This window comes from Streptomyces sp. NPDC059740, assembly GCF_042733155.1.
Lineage (GTDB): Bacteria > Actinomycetota > Actinomycetes > Streptomycetales > Streptomycetaceae > Streptomyces.
In genome coordinates, this window is record NZ_JBHWGP010000022.1 from 22,876 (window position 1) to 39,162 (window position 16,287).

General features: G+C 71.4%; 16 protein-coding genes and 1 pseudogene. 9 read left to right on the forward strand and 8 right to left on the reverse strand.

Annotation, left to right across the window (positions count from 1 at the left end; genetic code table 11):
- The first annotated feature begins 379 nt into the window (after positions 1-379).
- Complete coding sequence (locus tag ACFV3R_RS22805; protein WP_385586041.1) at positions 380-820, forward strand: VOC family protein; 441 nt, start codon at positions 380-382, stop codon at positions 818-820.
- Between the two features lie 238 nt (positions 821-1,058).
- Here the strand turns inward: ACFV3R_RS22805 and ACFV3R_RS22810 are convergent, their stop codons facing one another.
- A complete protein-coding gene (locus ACFV3R_RS22810) occupies positions 1,059-1,703 on the reverse strand; it encodes a dihydrofolate reductase family protein (RefSeq protein WP_385586043.1) in 645 nt (214 codons plus the stop codon).
- A gap of 665 nt (positions 1,704-2,368) precedes the next feature.
- On the opposite strand from ACFV3R_RS22810, the gene ACFV3R_RS22815 reads away from it, so the two are divergent.
- From ACFV3R_RS22815 to ACFV3R_RS22825, 3 genes are all read left to right on the forward strand, one after another.
- Positions 2,369-3,025 (forward strand): hypothetical protein, encoded by a 657-nt coding sequence (locus ACFV3R_RS22815; protein ID WP_385586046.1) that lies wholly within the window; start codon positions 2,369-2,371, stop codon positions 3,023-3,025.
- A gap of 387 nt (positions 3,026-3,412) precedes the next feature.
- A complete protein-coding gene (locus ACFV3R_RS22820; RefSeq protein ID WP_385586049.1) occupies positions 3,413-3,853 on the forward strand; it encodes a hypothetical protein in 441 nt (146 codons plus the stop codon).
- Positions 3,854-4,107: 254 nt separating this feature from the next.
- Positions 4,108-4,965 carry a DUF3626 domain-containing protein gene (locus ACFV3R_RS22825; protein WP_385586052.1) on the forward strand — a complete coding sequence of 286 codons (858 nt, stop codon included), beginning with the start codon at positions 4,108-4,110 and terminating at the stop codon, positions 4,963-4,965.
- A gap of 130 nt (positions 4,966-5,095) precedes the next feature.
- Here the strand turns inward: ACFV3R_RS22825 and ACFV3R_RS22830 are convergent, their stop codons facing one another.
- The 3 genes from ACFV3R_RS22830 to ACFV3R_RS22840 all read right to left on the reverse strand — a co-directional run bounded on the left by ACFV3R_RS22830 (position 5,096) and on the right by ACFV3R_RS22840 (position 6,340).
- The gene (locus tag ACFV3R_RS22830; RefSeq protein WP_385586055.1) at positions 5,096-5,317 is read right to left on the reverse strand and encodes a hypothetical protein; all 222 of its coding nucleotides are present in this window, start codon (positions 5,315-5,317) and stop codon (positions 5,096-5,098) included.
- A gap of 228 nt (positions 5,318-5,545) precedes the next feature.
- Entirely contained in the window at positions 5,546-5,959 is a 414-nt protein-coding gene (locus ACFV3R_RS22835; RefSeq protein ID WP_385586058.1) for a cupin domain-containing protein, read from the reverse strand.
- Between the two features lie 60 nt (positions 5,960-6,019).
- Complete coding sequence (locus ACFV3R_RS22840; RefSeq protein WP_385586061.1) at positions 6,020-6,340, reverse strand: carboxymuconolactone decarboxylase family protein; 321 nt, start codon at positions 6,338-6,340, stop codon at positions 6,020-6,022.
- A 223-nt stretch (positions 6,341-6,563) separates the two neighbouring features.
- Here ACFV3R_RS22840 and ACFV3R_RS22845 point away from each other — a divergent pair.
- Positions 6,564-7,448 (forward strand): annotated as a pseudogene (locus ACFV3R_RS22845) (helix-turn-helix transcriptional regulator).
- Between the two features lie 209 nt (positions 7,449-7,657).
- Here the strand turns inward: ACFV3R_RS22845 and ACFV3R_RS22850 are convergent.
- Positions 7,658-7,954 carry a WhiB family transcriptional regulator gene (locus ACFV3R_RS22850; protein WP_385586064.1) on the reverse strand — a complete coding sequence of 99 codons (297 nt, stop codon included), beginning with the start codon at positions 7,952-7,954 and terminating at the stop codon, positions 7,658-7,660.
- Between the two features lie 447 nt (positions 7,955-8,401).
- Between ACFV3R_RS22850 and ACFV3R_RS22855 the strand changes: the two genes are divergently transcribed.
- Positions 8,402-9,787 (forward strand): FAD-binding oxidoreductase, encoded by a 1,386-nt coding sequence (locus tag ACFV3R_RS22855; RefSeq protein WP_385586067.1) that lies wholly within the window; start codon positions 8,402-8,404, stop codon positions 9,785-9,787.
- 151 nt (positions 9,788-9,938) lie between these two features.
- Here ACFV3R_RS22855 and ACFV3R_RS22860 read toward each other — a convergent pair whose 3' ends face one another.
- A complete protein-coding gene (locus ACFV3R_RS22860; RefSeq protein ID WP_385586070.1) occupies positions 9,939-11,243 on the reverse strand; it encodes an alginate lyase family protein in 1,305 nt (434 codons plus the stop codon).
- 283 nt (positions 11,244-11,526) lie between these two features.
- Positions 11,527-12,087, reverse strand: a complete 561-nt coding sequence (locus ACFV3R_RS22865; protein ID WP_385586072.1) for a transglycosylase SLT domain-containing protein — start codon at positions 12,085-12,087, stop codon at positions 11,527-11,529.
- A gap of 783 nt (positions 12,088-12,870) precedes the next feature.
- Between ACFV3R_RS22865 and ACFV3R_RS22870 the strand changes: the two genes are divergently transcribed.
- Positions 12,871-13,608, forward strand: a complete 738-nt coding sequence (locus tag ACFV3R_RS22870; RefSeq protein ID WP_385586075.1) for a hypothetical protein — start codon at positions 12,871-12,873, stop codon at positions 13,606-13,608.
- A gap of 83 nt (positions 13,609-13,691) precedes the next feature.
- On the opposite strand, the gene ACFV3R_RS22875 is transcribed toward ACFV3R_RS22870, so the two are convergent.
- Positions 13,692-14,624: a LysR family transcriptional regulator gene (locus ACFV3R_RS22875; protein ID WP_385586078.1), complete on the reverse strand. Its 933-nt coding sequence runs from the start codon at positions 14,622-14,624 to the stop codon at positions 13,692-13,694.
- 96 nt (positions 14,625-14,720) lie between these two features.
- On the opposite strand from ACFV3R_RS22875, the gene ACFV3R_RS22880 reads away from it, so the two are divergent.
- Together ACFV3R_RS22880 and ACFV3R_RS22885 are read left to right on the forward strand one after the other, a co-directional pair.
- The gene (locus tag ACFV3R_RS22880) at positions 14,721-15,566 is read left to right on the forward strand and encodes an alpha/beta fold hydrolase (RefSeq protein ID WP_385586081.1); all 846 of its coding nucleotides are present in this window, start codon (positions 14,721-14,723) and stop codon (positions 15,564-15,566) included.
- A gap of 162 nt (positions 15,567-15,728) precedes the next feature.
- Positions 15,729-16,193, forward strand: coding sequence for a glutaredoxin domain-containing protein (locus tag ACFV3R_RS22885; protein WP_385586084.1), 465 nt, complete (start codon positions 15,729-15,731; stop codon positions 16,191-16,193).
- The last annotated feature ends 94 nt before the right edge of the window (positions 16,194-16,287 follow it).

The following is a 16,287-nucleotide window of genomic DNA, read 5'->3' on the forward strand; positions in this document are numbered from 1 at the left end:
GAGGTCCCGCACAACGCCGGGCCCTCGGCGCGCCGGACGACCGTGCGCGGGCGGCTGGGCCGCGAGCACGTCACACGGACTTCTCACTCGTACCGGCAGGACGGTTCGTACCCGCAGCCGCAGGGGGTCCTCGTCGCCCGGAAGGAGCGGCGGTTTCGGGCGTTCCGGGGTGTCTCGCGCGGCCAACGCGTCGGCCACTGCTATGGCTGTGTGCGGGCGTCGGGCCGGTGCGCTCTCGGTGGCCCCGGGGCCCAGGGCTGTGCGGGTCGGCGGCGGTTTCCGGAACCGACACGCTCCCGGGTGTCGAGCGCGGGGCGCCGGCTCCGTCCTGGGTGCATGGGCGGCCACAGGGGGTCGCGCGACAGCGAGGGAGAAGATCATGACGCTTCTGCGGATGGACAACGTCGGCATCGTCGTAGAAGACCTGGACGCCGCCGTCGCCTTCTTCACCGAACTCGGCATGGAGCGCGAAGGCACAGCGCAAATCGAGGGGCTCTGGGCGGACCGCACCGTCGGACTCGACGGCATCCGCAGCGAGATCGCGATGATGCGGATGCCGGACGGCCACGGCAAGCTGGAGCTGGCGCAGTACCACTCCCCCGCGGCGATCGGCTCCGGGCCGCTCAAGGCACCGCCCAACACGCTGGGCCTGCACCGTGTCATGTTCGCCGTCGACGACATCGACGACACCCTCGCCCGTCTGCGTCCCCACGGCGCCGAACTCCTCGGCGAGGTGGCGCAGTACGAGAACATCTACCGGCTGTGCTACCTCCGCGGTCCCTCAGGCATCGTCCTCGCCCTGGCCGAACAGATCAGCTAGCGACCTTGCGCAGCCGGCCTGCGGCCCACCGGCACCACCGCCGGCCGGAGCGGGAGCGTCGCGCCCGGCCCGCCGGCCGCCCCCACGACCTGGCGGACGGGCTGCGCGCACGCGTGTCCGGATCGGCGGGCCCCGCACGGTCGGCTGACCGCCCGGGGCGGGGCCCCACCGCCTGCTCCGGGCGGCCCGGACGGCAGAACAGCAGCCGTCCGGGGCCGGCGCAGGCCCTGAGGTCCGGTCACTTCCGCCAGAACAGGTGATGCGTCACGCCACTCGGACTGGGCACGACATCAAGGTGGAAGCGGTCAAGCAGCTCGTCAGGTGACTCCCAGAGTCGTAGTCCGGACCCGAGCCTCATCGGTGAGACCGCCACGTGCATGGTGTCGACGAGGTCTGCGTCGAGGAACTCCCGGATGGTGGTGACTCCGCCGCCGAGTCGGACGTCCTTGCCCTGCGCCGCTTCCCGCGCCTGCTCGAGGACCGTGCCCGGGTCGCCGTCGACGAAGTGGAACGTGGTGTCCGAGAGCGTGAACGACGGACGCTGGTGGTGCGTCATGACGAACACCGGGGTGTGGAACGGCGGCTCCTCACCCCACCAGCCGCGCCACTCGTGGTCCTGCCAGGGCCCGCGCTGGGGCCCGAACTTGTTGCGGCCCATGATCTCAGCACCGATGTTGCGGGCGTAGTCCCGCGTGAGGTAGTCGTCCAGGCCCCGGCTTCCCCCCGCGTCGGTGCGCATGGGCCAGCTTGCCGTGGCGCCCGCCCAGGCGAACAGCTTCTCGGGCTCGACATGGCCGAACGGCCTCTCAAGGGTCTGGTCCTCACCGGCGCCGATTCCGTCACTCGAGACGTTGAAGTTCTGCACTCTTACCAGTTGAGCCACGTGTTCCTCCTGCGACGGCGACTGTGGTGGTGCGGCTCCCCCGGCCGGACGAACTCCTCGCTGCGGTCTGTACGGCCGGAAACGGGTTACCTGGAGTCCTGCCCTGTGAGGGCTACCCGGTGTGGAGGGCTTTCGCCGGAAGGGGGCACCCGCCCCGTGGAGCCTCTCACTTTTCGCTCGCACGCCGGGGAGGCTTGACGAAGTTCTCGTGGACGCGGGGTGTCCCTGCGGTGACGTCGACACCCGTGAGTGTTCAGGCGGCCGCCGTCGACTGCCGACCGGCTTTTGGAGCGGCGGCCAGAAGCTGCCGTCCCCAACCTCACCAAGCCGCGGCCCCCGGGGCGGCGGAGGAGCGGCGTCGCGGGGCCGGGGGCCGGGTCGAAGGCCGTCGGTGACGGCCTGCCAGGGAACGCCACGGCCCGGACGCCGGCACCCGGCCGGACAGGGCGGAGGATGCTGCTGCCCGGCCCGGAGCCGTCAGCACCGGCAGCGGGCCGGAACCGCTTGAGCGCTGCGCGGTCGACGAGGTCGCCGGTGCGGTCCGGGTGTGCATGCGTTACGGCCGAGGTTGTAGCGTTTCGCGCAGTCGTTCGCCCCCGGCCTGCGCCGGCCGGTTGACGGGCAGCGAGCTGACGAGGACCGCACCACGTAGGGAGCAGTAAGTCATGGCACGACCAGAGTCCGGCAAGAGGGCCGTGGGATGGACGACCGCGGCCACGTTGCTGGCGGTGGCGCCGCTCCTGTCGGCGTGCTCGGGTGGTTCGCAGTCCTCCGCCGCCTCGCACAGCAGCAGTTCCTCGCCCTCGGCCGGCGCGTCGGACAGGGCCGAGGCGTCCTCGGGCAGCAGCACCGGCGCACCGGCGGGCAGTCAGGCCACCGTGTCCTCCACGGTCGGCACCTGGGTCACCGCGGTCATCGAGCAGGACGCGGAGAAGGCGTGCCGGCTCGCCGCGACGACGGACGGCGACTCCTCCCCGGCGAAGGCGAAGCCCGCCACCCCCCAGACGTGCGATGCGTCGACGACGAAGAAGATGGCCGTCGGCCTGAAGTCCCTCAGCAAGGCCTTCACGCCGCAGAACGCCTCCGGCAAACCGGCGGTGAAGGTCGAGGCACCCACGCCCAAGGGCGACGAGGCGGTCGTCCCGGCAGCCAAGATCATCGTGGACGGAAAGCCCCTGCGGGCGATCATGCTGTCCCGCTCGCACGGCGTGAACCCGAAGGACTTCTCGGCCAAGGTGAAGACCGCCAAGGTCAACGGGAAGTGGTACATCGGCGACTTCGACCTCGACAGCGGTCATCAGACGCTCCGGCCTCAGGCGTAGTGCGGGAGACGTCTGCGTCTCCACCTGCCGGCACGGTGACCTCGCCACTGCCCCGCCCTGCCGCACTCGGCACGCCGCATGCGGGACGAAGCCGGGAGGACGGGACCTCTGCGGGAGTCGCCGGCGTCCGTGTACGCCCTGACGGGCGTCAGGCTCTCCTTCGGAGGGTGTCCGTCACGGCGTGCCGGACGACGTGACGGGCGGGGCCGACGGTGGGCCCTTCCCCGGGCCCACCGTCGGTGTTCGACGTGCATGTTCACGACCAGTCAGCTGTTTCGTCACAGGCGTGTCCGCGTCCCCCGCTCACCTTGCAGCAGCACTGCGGGCCGTGATGTCTTCACTCAAAGATCTTGCTCACCAGGGGCAACAACCGTTGAGGAGAAGACCATGCGCGCTCGGAAGATATCGGTGCTCGCCCTTACCGCTGTCGCTGCCGGCTTGGCGCTGACGGGCTGTGACGGCGCCGGCGCCGACAGCGCCTCGCCCTCCGTCGGCAGCCCGCCCGCTACCGCACAGGCCCCGTCCGGCACCTCCTCCCAGGGCTCCGCCACGGGTTCGGCGTCGGCCACCGGCAAGAAGGAGGGCGTGAGCTGCACGGACCAGATCGACTACACCGGTGACCCACGGTCGAACGCCGCCATCAACTCCATCGGTGCGCAGACCGGCCACTGCCCGGCGCCGGAGAAGGGGGACAAGCCCTCCGGCACTCCCAAGAAGGCCGGGGTCAGCTGCACGAACCAGATCAACTACGCCGACGATTCGCGGTCGAACGCCGAGATCAACACCATCGGCGAGGAGACCGGTTACTGCCCGCCGATCCAGAAGTGACCAGGCGGTGTGACCAGGCGGTGAGCGATCGCCACCGGCGACTGCGTCGGCTTCGGCGGACCCGAGGCCGAGCCGTCCCTCCCCTTGCCCGGCCGCCGTGGGCAACGCTCAGACGGCCACCACCAGCGGATGGAGGCCTCGGGGCGGTGAGTTCCCGTCAGCGCGGACGGTCACAACCGCCCCCCGTACGGCCCGCCGGCTGCCGGTGGACAATCCGCGTGCACGGGTCGGCCAGTTCGAGGAACACTGTGCGGATGAGCTCCGCAGCCTCCGAGACATGGCAGGAACGGGCCCTGCAGCATGTCGCGCAACTGGCGACGGGCCCGCCGGTGGACCGCACGCTGCGGGTGACCCTCAACTTCCACCCGGACCGGCTGTTGCACGGCAGGCCGATCCTGGAGGCGATGGCCGAGGACGGCGTCTACCGCTCGCAGTTCGTCACGGGGACCAGCAACGGCGGCCTGACGGCGTACCCCGGTGGCGACCGCTGGTGCTGGGAGAGCCGCATGTTCGGTGGTGCGTACGACGAGGCGCCCGCTCATGAGCGTCCCGTGTACGGGGCGTTGAACTTTCGTCGCAAGCCGGCCGGTGGAGCGCCTCGGTTCGGCTCCGCCCACTTCCGGTTGGCTGCCGAGACGCTGGCTCGGACCACGTTCTGCTACCCGGACAGCGTCCTTCAGCCTTCCCGTTTCGGTGTCGAGGCGCGTTCGGGGCTCGTCGAGCTTGCCCTCGCCGATCGGCAGGACGACCTGGACGACTACATCGAGGCGCAGGTCCACGGGCAGGTGCGGCCGACCTGTCATGCGGAGGCGCTGGTCCTGGACCCCTGCTATCGCGGCACGGCTGTGGAGGCTGCGGCCTCGGGTCTGGGCTGTCCGGTGGAGTGGCACACCGGCTTCCGGCTCACGGTCGAGGACCTGCGCCGCCACCCCGGCTACCGCGGCCAGGAGTACGTCGACCTGGGTGCCCGGATCGCCGTCGACGGCCTCCTCGATCCCCGCATCATCGGGGACGTTGCGCGCGCCGACCGCTACGACGCCCAGGCTGTCAAGAAGGTGTGGCACTACCTGGCACGTTACGGAGCTCCGGGAAGAGGGCTGACGACCCCGTGAGCCCGGCACCGGCAGAGCGGGCCGGTCCCGACGGCTCGCGTTGGGCCGGTACCTGACGGCGGGTGAGAGTGCCCTATCCCGTCAGGGAGGCGGCGCGGGCCCCGGCCCCGGACCGCGGCCACCGTGGGCACTACCCCTTTGCGGGGTCGGAGCCCGGCTCCTTGACGAGCCGATCACCGACCGCGAGCGTTTTCCAGAGCCGGCGGCTGATCCGCACCTTGAAGGGCTCGCCCTCGCCGACCCGGACCTCGGCGAAGTGGTACATGTTCGAGCCGTCGAGCAGGCCGCGGGACAGGTCGACGACCGCACCTTCCCAGGAGTCGTCTCGTCCGATTTCGCGTGATTTCCTCATGGGGCAGAGCCTACGGAGGCCGGAAGCCCTCCTGTAGGGCCCCGGATCACCTCCTGGGGGGTACAAATGTCACGCCGAGCCCCGCGGCGGAACTCCTGATCCCCGCCCTGCCCGCCGCACCGGCGTGCGGTCTCCGGCCCTGACAGGCAGGCGGGGCGGCAGTCCCCCGGTTCCTGTCCGCGGGCGGGCCGCCGCCCGCGGACAGGACGTCCCGGACGCCCGAGGCCGTCAGCGGCCGACTGCGGCCAGAGCTCCGGTGTACTGCTCGTCGGTGACGGGCTCGAGCCAGGTGGTGCCGTCGCCCTTCGCGTCGCCGACGACCACGGCGAGGTGCGCCATGAGGGTGGTGTCGGTGGCGCCGTGCCAGTGCTCCTCCCCGGGCGGGCACTTGACGGTCTCACCGGCGGTGATGCGCACGACACCGCCGTCTCGCGTACCGACCAGGCCCACGCCGTCGGTGACGTACAGGACCTGGCCCTTGGCGTGTGAGTGCCAGTTGGTCCGGGCGCCGGGGGTGAAGCGCACCAGGCCCACAGCCAGGTGGGCGGGCTCGGTGGGGGCCTCGATGAGGTTGAGGTAGACGTCGCCGGTGAAGCGCTCGGCCGGGGTCCTGACGGTAGGGGTCTCGGTGACGTGTTCCACGACTGCTTTCCTTGATCCGGTGGAGGGGTGGACGAGGGGGAGGGCGGGGCGGCTGAGCCGTCAGGCCGTGCGCTCGTCGGCGATCTTCTGCAGCTGGGTGATCGCCGACATGGCGTTGGGCCAGCCGGCGTAGAAGGCCAGGTGCGTGATGGCTTCGGACAGCTCTTCCACGGTGAGCCCGTTCTCCAGCGCCACGCCCAGGTGGTAGTCGAGCTGCTCGCTGCGGTACAGCGCGGCGAGCACGCTGACCGTGACCAGGCTGCGGTCCCGTGGGGACAGCTCGGCCCGCTCCCACACGTCGGCGAAGAGCACCTCGTTGGTGACCTCGACGAGTTTGGGTGCGATCCGGGCCAGCTCCTGAGGCGCGGACTGCTTCACCATGTCGTGACTCCTTGCAGTGGGACGGGTGCGTTCCGGTGGGGCCAGTATCTGCAGGTTCTCCTCGATCGGCAGTCCGGCTCACGCGCCGCGCGAGGTGTCCGGCAGGGGCGCAGTCCCACCGTTGTCCAGGAGACCGCAGGTCAGGCGCGGGGGGAAGGTACGGTCGTTACAGGTACTGGCAGGGCCCCTCTCATCCCCGGCCGACCGGCCTAGCCTGGAACGCGTGAGTACCGAGAGCGACATCCGCGAGTTCCTGGCCTCCCGCCGCGCGAAGATCACCCCGCAACAGGCCGGGCTGCCCGCGTACGGCGGCAACCGGCGCGTGCCCGGGCTGCGTCGCGAGGAGGTCGCACTGCTGGCCGGGGTCAGCGTCGACTACTACGTCCGACTGGAACGCGGGAACCTGGCCGGAGCCTCCGAGGAGGTCCTCGACTCCCTCGCGAACGCGCTGCGACTGGACGATGCCGAGCGCGCGCACCTGTACGACCTGGCCCGTGCGGTCGCCAGGCGTCCCGCCCGCCGCCCCAAACGCGTCCGCGGCCCGCTCCCGGACAGCGTCCTGCGCGTGCTGGACTCCATGACCGGCTCCCCGGCCTTCCTTCGCAACGGCCGCCTCGACATCCTCGCCGTCAACCGCCTCGGCGGCGCTCTGTACGCGCCCGTGTTCGCCGGCGAGGCCCGGTGCCCGGTCAACATCGCCCGCTTCTAGTTCCTGGACCCGCGCGGCCGCGACTTCTTCCCCGACTGGGACGAGTCCGTGAACACCACGGTGGCCCTGCTGCGCACCGAGGCCGGACGGAGCCCCGGCGACAGTGACCTGACCGGGCTGATCGGTGAGCTCGTCACCCGTAGCGAGGAGTTCCGCACCGCGTGGGCCAGGCACAACGTGCGCCTGCACCACACCGGCCGCAAGTCCTTCCGCCACCCGGCGGTCGGCGAGGTCACTCTCGACTTCGACGCCATGCAGTTTCCCGCACAGCCGGGCCTGACCCTGACCGCCTACTCAGCCGCCCCCCGCACCCCGGCCCACGACGCACTGCAGCTGCTGGCCGCCTGGGCGGCCACCGAGGGCGTATCCGCAGCCACTGAGCGCGCCCGAAGCGGCTGAGAGCCACACCGGTCTTCCCGCCTCACCGCCCGGGGAGCACCTCCGTGCCCGAGCCCCGCCTTCGGGCACGGCCTTCAGGGCCGTCGATCTCGGCGGTGTCGCAGAACCGGAAGCGGTGCCGAGCCGGTCTCCTCCACGATGCGGGGTGAGTGGCGAGCCCTGGCGCTCCCCGGCTGCCGTCGACCGCCCGCGCACCGCTGCCGAGCGGCTCAGCCCGCGGCTCGGACCGGCGAGGTCGACTGCGCGGCGCGGGCCGTCTCCAGCAGGCGCTTCCAGGACGTCACGGTGGGACGTCGACGCAGCAGGGCCCGCCGTTCCCGCTCGGTCATGCCGCCCCACACGCCCCACTCGATGCGCTCGTCCAGTGCGTGGGCGAGACACTCGGTGCGCACCGGACACCCGGCGCAGATCGTCTTGACGCGATGCTGCTCGCTGCTCTGCACGAAGAGCACGTCAGGGTTGTCCATCTGCCGGCACAGCCCTAACCGTGTCCAGTTCTCCGCCATGTCCCCTCCCCTTTGCAAGTGTCTGTGGTGTGAGTGACGGTAGCCGTCAACTGAAGATGGATCATCACTCACACGAGTGCACTTCGGCACATGCCTCCGGCTCGTGTGGAGGCCCAGGCACGGGCAGGCGGCAGGTGGGCACGGCACGATGGCGCGGGGAAGGCACCGTCGTGCCCGGTCGACGCAGCCTCCTCGGCGGTGGTCGGCGAACCGCACCCGACCGTCGGACGGCTGCCCCTCACCGCCCGACCGGCCGTCGGTCACCTTCGAGCCGTGGGTTCCAGGCTGTTTGCGAGCCTTCCGGGCCCGCGGGAGCATGGAAGGGTCGGTTGCTGCGGCGTCCCGGGGTGTACGCCGCCTTCGAGGACGCATGGGGCATCGGCGGACAACGCTCGCAGCGGGTCGCCGGAGCGGGGGCCGCCTGGCCCGCCCTCGATGGAGGACGTCATGGACGGCACGACGCTCGAAGAGATGAGAACGGAGTTGCGTGGCCCTGTCACCGGGCCGGGCGATGAGGACTACGCACGGGAACGGGCACTGTACAACGCGATGATCGACCGGCGGCCCGCCGCGATCCTGCGCTGCTCGGATGCCGGGGACGTGATGGAGGCCGTCGACTTCGTCCGCGAGCACGGCTTGCGGAGCACGGTGCGCGGCGGCGGACACAGCGGCGCCGGCCTGAGCGTGGCGGACGACGCCGTGGTCATCGACATGGCGCCCATGCGCTTCGTCCATGTGGACCCCGCGAGCCGGACCGCCATGGTGGGCGGTGGCAGCCTGCTCGGCGACCTCGACCACGCGACTCATGCCTACGGCCTGGCCACCCCGGCCGGCATCCAGTCAACGACCGGTGTCGGGGGCCTCACCCTGGGCGGCGGCCACGGGCACCTGACCCGTAGGTACGGTCTGACCTCCGACAACCTGCTGGAGGCGGACGTGGTGCTCGCGGACGGCAGTTTCGTCACCGCGAACGAACGCGAGAACCCCGACCTGTTCTGGGCCCTGCGAGGCGGCGGCGGGAACTTCGGGGCCGTCACCTCCTTCACCTTCCGTCTGCACCCGGTGGAGACGGTGGGGGTGGCCATGACCCTGTGGCCCGTCGAGCAGACACCCGATGTCCTCAGGTGGTACCGCGAGTTCATGCCCTCGGCGAGCGAGAAGCTGAACGGGTTCTTCGCGGTCCTCAACGTCCCGCCGGCGCCGCCGTTCCCCGAGGAGATCCACGGCCAGGCGATGTGCGGGGTCGTCTGGTGCTGGACCGGAGACCTCAGCGACCTCGACGACGCCGTCAGCGCGGTGCGCGAGGTCGCCACGCCGGCCTTCCACTTCACCACGCCGATGCCGTACCCCGTTCTGCAGGGCATGTTCGACGAGCTGCTGGCGCCCGGACAACAGTGGTACTGGCGCGGCGCCTTCTTCGACCGCATCACCGACGAGGCCATCGACGTCCACCGGAGGTTCGGAGCGGAGATCCCGACGCCTCTGTCGACGATGCACCTGTATCCGGTGGACGGCGCGGCACACCGCCTGGAGCACGACGCCACGGCATGGGCCTACCGGGACGCCAAGTGGTCCTGCGTGGTGGCCGGGATCGATCCCGACCCGGCCAACGCCGCAACACTCAAACGGTGGTGCGTGGACTACTGGAACGCACTCCGGCCGAGTTCGATGGGTGGTGGATACGTCAACTTCATGGGCACCGGCGAAGGCCAGGACCACGTCAGGGACAGCTATCGCGACCACTACGCGCGGCTCACCGCCATCAAGGAGGAGTACGACCCGACCGACATGTTCCACGCCACGATGAAGGCCGGCCGGAGCCGCGAGCACTGACCCGCCGCTGACAAGGCCGGGGCCCCGACAGCGCGGGCCCCGGACGCAGGTGCAGCCGGCGACGGAGGGCTGCGTGACGCCTGGCCGCTGATGCCGGCGCGACGCCGGCGACCAGCGTGGCCGGTGACCGAGGGCGTCTCTGGCCCCGTGGTCAGCCCGCTATGGAGTCGAGTTGCTCCGCCGCGGGGCGCAGCTGCCAGAGGTCACCGTCGGGCGGGGTCTGCAGCTTCGACAGGGCGGTCTCGGCCGCGCGGTCGCCTGCGTCCGCGGCCGCATGCACGATGTCGCTCGCCGCGTACCGGGTGAACTCGAGTTCCGGGTAGGGCCAGGGTTCCGCGCCGGTGGCCGCGGGGAGCAGGAAGTCGACGGCCTTGAAGAGGCTCTGGCCGTCCGGGCCCCGGTAGCGCCAGAGGTCCACACCGACGTGGCGGCCCACGGCGGCCAGGCGTGTGTAGGCGACGAGGTCGAACGTCGAGTAGTGGAAACTGCGTGTGCGGGCCAGTTCCTGCGGCTGGCTGCCGTCCCCCGCTATCTGCGCGTCGATGCGGCCGGCGCGTACCCCGAGCACGGTGCGGCGGGCGAGAGCGCGGTCGCCGGTGGCGAGGGCCAGCGAGGCGATCTGCAGGTCCATGAACGTGCCGTGGTTGTTGTCGGCCGCGGCCTCCTCCTTGCCGAAGTCCGAGTCGACGAGCCAGTCCAGGAAGTCCTTGTTCCACGAGAGCATCGTGTCGTGATCGCTCCTGCCCCAGCCAGGGGCGCCGGTGTCGAGGATGGCCACAGCGTCCAGCACCGAGCTGTACTGCTGCGAGAAGTCGATGATGCCGATGGATCTGCCGTCGTACTTGCACGGGATGAACTGGCCGTGGTTCAGGTTGGGATTCATGCGCGTCGCCGGGTCCAGGAACCAGGTCCGCAGGATGTCGGCCGCGTGCTCGGCGTACTTCGCCTTGCCCGTGTAGTACCAGGCGAGCGCCAGGGTGGTGCTGGAGTTGAAGACACGGCCGAGGTCGGGCCGGTCGGTGCCGGTGTCCACCTCGGGGTTGCGCTCGCCGTCGCGCTGCACGTAGGGGCAGCCCCAGGGGTTGTCGGCGGTCTTCGGCTGCGAGGGCCACCAGTAGGGCGCCTGGCTCAGGTAGTCGTGCGGATCGCCGCCGGGCGCGGGCTGCGGTTTGTCGGTGACCGTCCACGGCCCTTCGGTGAGCCAGGAGTCGGCCTGCCGCGTCAGCGAGCGGACCTGCGCACGCAGCGCCCGGTCGCCACGGTCGAGGCGGATACGGTTCTCGCGCATCCGGGCTCCGTCGATCACCACCGTCGCGGGGGCCGCCACGGGTGCCTGTCGCCGGTGGTTGTACCCGTTGGCCGACGCGGCCGTAGAGGCAGTGGTGGTACCGGTGAGGACGAGAGCGACGAGTGTTGCCACGAGGGCACTGGAGCGGTTACGGACTCTCCCGGCCATGGAACAGCTCCGATCACGTACGTGAAAGGTGTTCATGCATCGGACTGCACGAGGGTAAGAGCCGACTGACGCGCTGACAACGGTCCGCACACGGTTTCCGGGAGATGTCACGGAAAGCGCCAGTCGTTGCCCCTTCGCCGGCCGACCGGGACGGTGGACGCACACCGGTGAGGCCGGGCAGGTGTTCCTGCCCGGCCTCACCGGTTCCCCCTGAGCTCCGCCGCCCCCGACCGGGAGCGGCTGTCCCCAGAGCCCGGGGTGGGCTGTGGGTCATCCGCGCCGGTCAGTAGGCGGAGTTGACGTTGTCCATCGAGCCGTACCGGTCGGCCGCGTAGTTGGTGGCCGCGACGATGTTGGCGACCGGGTCGGTCAGCGAGTCCTTCGTGCCCTTGACGTGGTAGGTGTCGAAGGTGGGCTGGATGACCTGGAGCAGGCCCTTGGACGGCACGCCCTTCTGCGCGTTGACGTCCCAGTTGTTCTGCGCGGTCGGGTTGCCGCCGGACTCACGGATGATGTTCTTGTGGATCCCGTGGTAGCTGCCGGGGATGTGCTCGTAGTGCATCACGTCCAGCGCGGTGCGGATCCAGCCGTCCAGGTTGTCGCCGTGCTTCTTCTTGCCCTGCTCGACCAGCTTGGCGACCTTCGCCGCCTCCTTGGCCTGCGCGTCCTTCGCATCCGCCTTCTTGCCGTGGGCGACGGAGACAGCCGCGGGCTTGGCCTCATGCACCGGAGCAGCATGCGCCGGAGTCGGGGCCAGAGTCGCGGCGGCAGCGGCGGCACCCGCGGTGGCGATACCGGCGACGGTGTACTTGCGGAAACGGGTGGCGGTGGTGGTGGCAGTCATGGCGTACCTCTCCAATACGGGGGACATCGTGGGGAGGCCGACAGGCTGTCGGCGGCACACGCTCCCGAACCCTGAAACTCCGGATGTGCGCTCGACGCGGGCGGCGCGTCGCGGGGCCGGTGTCAGGCTCGGGCGGAAGGACTCCCGCCCGGTCCGGCGCTCGGCTCCCCGGTACGTCCACCACCCTGGGAACCGGCTCCCCACCGGCGCCAACCTGTGACCTACGAAGGCGCGTAGGAGCAGTGCCGGAACGGATCCGCCGCTGGTGCTCGGGCATGCCGGTGCGGCCTACTACCAGGCTTCCGGTGTGACGCGGGCCCCGTGCCCGCCCTCACACGTGGGCCGGGGGACGCGGGCCTTTCGGCGCACCGGTGTGGCGCAGAACGCGGCGACTGGTCACCCGGAGCGCACGACCGGCCGGCCGGCCTGAGACCCGCGCCCGAGAACGAGGCACTCGGCGCGTCGGCCCGAGAGTCGGGGCTGAGCGGCGCCGCGCGCTGCGACGGGCCGCAGGTGCTGCCCGGCCTGTGCACCTGTGGTGGTGGCAGGAACCGACGGTGTGCGCCGAGGCCGCCGCACGCCGCCCGGCCGCATCGCCTGCTTCCGGTACCGATCGGAGCAGGGGACAACCCACGCAGGACGTGCTCAGAGGTGTGCAGAGGTACTCAACAGGTGCACCGCAGGCACGGAACGATGCCGGGACCTGGTCGGCCGGACCGGACCGGTACGCTGACGCACCACCGACGGCACGTCCAGCCGAGGACACGACGAGGGGATCGGCCAGTGGCAATTCTGAAGGCGACCATGAAGGAACAGGTCTCCCAGGCGGTGGCGCAGGCCGCGCCCGGCGACCGTGCGCTCGCCACGGTCGCCGCGGTCACGGGTCCCACTCCGTGGCTGACCCGGGGCGTCTTCGGGCTCATCGGCCAACTGGCGGTCAAGTACTACTTCGTGACGGTCACCGAGCAGGCGCTGGTGCTGCACCGGATGAACCTGGTCACGCAGCGGCCTCACGAGATCGCCTACGCCTTCCCCCGCGCCCAGGCCGCGGCGATGGTCAGCGACGTGCGGCCCAACCCGGTGTGGAGCGTCTTCCACCTGATGCTGCCCGACAAGCAGAAGCCCACCCGCCTGAACGTCCAACGCGTATGGCGGGACGAGATGGAGCAGCTGGTGTCGATCCTGACAGGCGCTCCGCTCCAGGGAGGCGGCCAGCAGGCGCTGCCACCGCAGGGCTACCCGGCGCAGCCGCAGCCCGGCTACGGATATCCGGCCCAGCAGCAGCCGCAGGGTCAACCGGCGCCGGGGCAGTACGCCCCGCAGCAGCCGCAGCCCCAGGCCGGCTACGGCTACCCGGCTCAGCAGCAGCCCCAGCCCGGCTACGGCTACCCGGCCCAGCAGCAGCCGGGACAGCCCGGACCGTACGCACCGCAGCAGCCGGGACAGCCGGGACCGTACGCACCGCAGCAGCCGCAGGCCCCGTACGGCGGTGCTCCGCAGGGGAACCCCTACGGCGGCTGACCGGCCCCGTCCTCCCGCACCCGCACGAGCGTGGGCAGGCCCCTCATGGAAATGCCACGGACGGCGTCCGTCCGGAGCGTGCCTCAGTGCGGACGGAGCCGGTGGTCGAGTGCGGCACCCACGTCCGGGCAGTTCTTGCGGACGGTCTCGAGGAAGGCGTCCAGCACCGGGGAGCGGTCTTCCCGGGCGGTGAAGGACAGCACCAGGTCGGGCAGGGGCGTGCGCGGGGTCACCTCGCAGAACCGGGTGCCCGGGCGCGGGGCGGCCAGCATCCGGGAGGGTCCCAGGCCGACGCCCACACCACAGGCGGCGAGGCCGATGATGGTGTGGACGTCCCTGGCGATGGCCGCACCGTCGAGAGCGGCGGAGTCCCTGCCGAACAGGGTGCGCAGTCCGGCCGCGATCGCCGGTTCGTCCTCGCCCGACGCCACGATGAGCGGCTGCCGTCGCAACTGGTCCACACTCACCGCGGGCCGGCCCGCGTAGGGGTGCACGGCGCTCACGACGGCGATCAGGTGGTCGTGTCCGATGGGGACGGACACCAAGTGCTCGGCGCCTGCACCTCGTGGCGGACCGAGGGTGATGGTCGCGTCGAGTTCCCCGGAGACCAGAGCGGCGGTACTGCGACTGGTCGCCATCTCGTGCAGTTCCAGCCGTACGTCGGGCCGTTCACGGCCGTACCGGGCCAGGACGGCCGGCAGCGGGTCCAGCAGCGCCGAGGCGATGAAGCCCAGCCGTAGTCGGCCGGTCTGTCCCCGGGCGGCCCGGCCCGCGTCGACCGTGGCCGCGGTGATCTCGGCGAGCGCCCGGCGCGCCCGGGCGAGGAAGGCCTCACCCGCGGCCGTGGGGAAGACCCCTTGACGCGTCCGGTCGAAAAGCCGGGTGCCCACCTCGCGTTCGAGGTCCGCGATCTGCTTGGAGAGGGGAGGCTGCGCGATCCCCAACGCACCGGCCGCCCGGCCGAAGTGCTCGTGTTCGGCGAGAGCAACCGCATACCGCAGGTGCCGCGCTTCCATGGCCGGTCGCCTCCTGGCGATATCTCAGGGGTATCGCCAGGCAGTTTGGCATATCTTCGACTGGATGCTGTTGTCGCTGTCCTCTGGGATGGAGGCATGACAGACCTCTCCGCGGACAGCACCGTTTTCGTCCTCGTGCACGGCGCCTGGCACAGCTCGGGGCAGTGGGCCCCGACTCAGCGCGCGCTGGCCGGACTCGGCGCCATGAGCGTGGCCGTCGACCTGCCGGGGCACGGTTTTGACGCGCCGCTGCCCACCGGATACCTCCAGCCCGGCCAGCCCGGCCTGTTGACCGAGAAGTCGCAGCTCGCCACCTTGACGTTTGACGACTGCGTCCAGAGCATCCTGACCACGCTGCGTCGGGTGCGCCACCACCGCACCGTCGTGCTCGTCGCACACAGCGCGGGTGGTGGCCCCGCGTCCCTGGCCGTGGAGCGGGCGCCCGAGCTCGTCGACCGGGTCGTCTACCTGTCCGCGTTCGTGCCCGGCGGCCGGCCCCGGTTCTCCGACTACCTCGGCGCGCCCGAGAACGCCTCCGCGCTGGGGCGGCACCTCGCCCTCGGCGATCCCGGAGCGCTCGGCGCGGTGCGCATCAACCCGCTCTCGGCTGATCCCGCCTACGTCGAGGAACTGCGGCAGACCCACTACCACGACACGCCCCTGGACCGGTTCGACCGCTGGCGCTCGGCTCTGAGCCCCGACCTGCCGCTCGCGATCCCGACGACGCCGGTCGCCCTGACCGGAGCGCGGTGGGGGCGTGTCCCCAGGACCTTCCTGCGCTGTGCCGAGGACCGGGCGCTGCCACCGGCCGTGCAGGACCTGATGGTTGCGGAAGCCGACCAGGCCTTCCCCGCCCACCCGTTCACCGTGCGCACCCTTCCCGGCAGCCACAGTCCCTTCGCCGCCCGGCCACGCGAACTCGCCGCCGCCCTCGCCGAGTGAGTCGCGGCCGGTGCGCGCCGACCGGCCGGGGCACCCGCCGCAGGCCGGGCCACCCTCCTCGGGCCGGGGCCGGCCGGCAGCGGCACCACGGGCCGGGGTGCGGAAGCCGGGCGGGACCCCGGTCTGTCCGGGGCACGGGCGCCCCCTATAGCCTGCGGCACCATGACACGTGGTGGGAGTCTGCCGGTGGTTCTCGTGGTCTGCGGGCTGCTCGGTGCCGGTCCGCTCTTCGCGCGGGGGGCTTTGCAAGTCGCCGTACCGTTGCTGCTGTTGTTCCTCCTGCTCGCGTGGCTGCACACGCCGTGGGTGTTCCCGCGGTCGACCGGTGCGGTGGAGGCACAGCGCCGCAGTGCGCTCGACGGCCGGCCGATCGTGTACTGGCGGGCGGGCTGCAAGTACTGCCTGCGACTGCGGATGCGCCTGGGCCGCGAGGCGCGCCAGGTGCACTGGGTCGACATCTGGCGCGACCCGGCGGCAGCCGCTGCCGTGAGAGCGGTCAACGACGGCAACGAGACCGTGCCGACCGTCGTGGTGGCAGGACGGCCCCACGTCAATCCGGATCCGGCGTGGGTGCGCGCACAGGCCGCACAGGCGGCGGCATCGCGTGAGCGCGGAGCGCGGGCCTGACGCCGGGGGCCGCCTTGCCGGACGAGGCGGGTCAAGCCCCTGCCGGCGGCCCGACGCTCCCCTCCCCCAGTGCGCGCCGCGGATCGGGAGCACC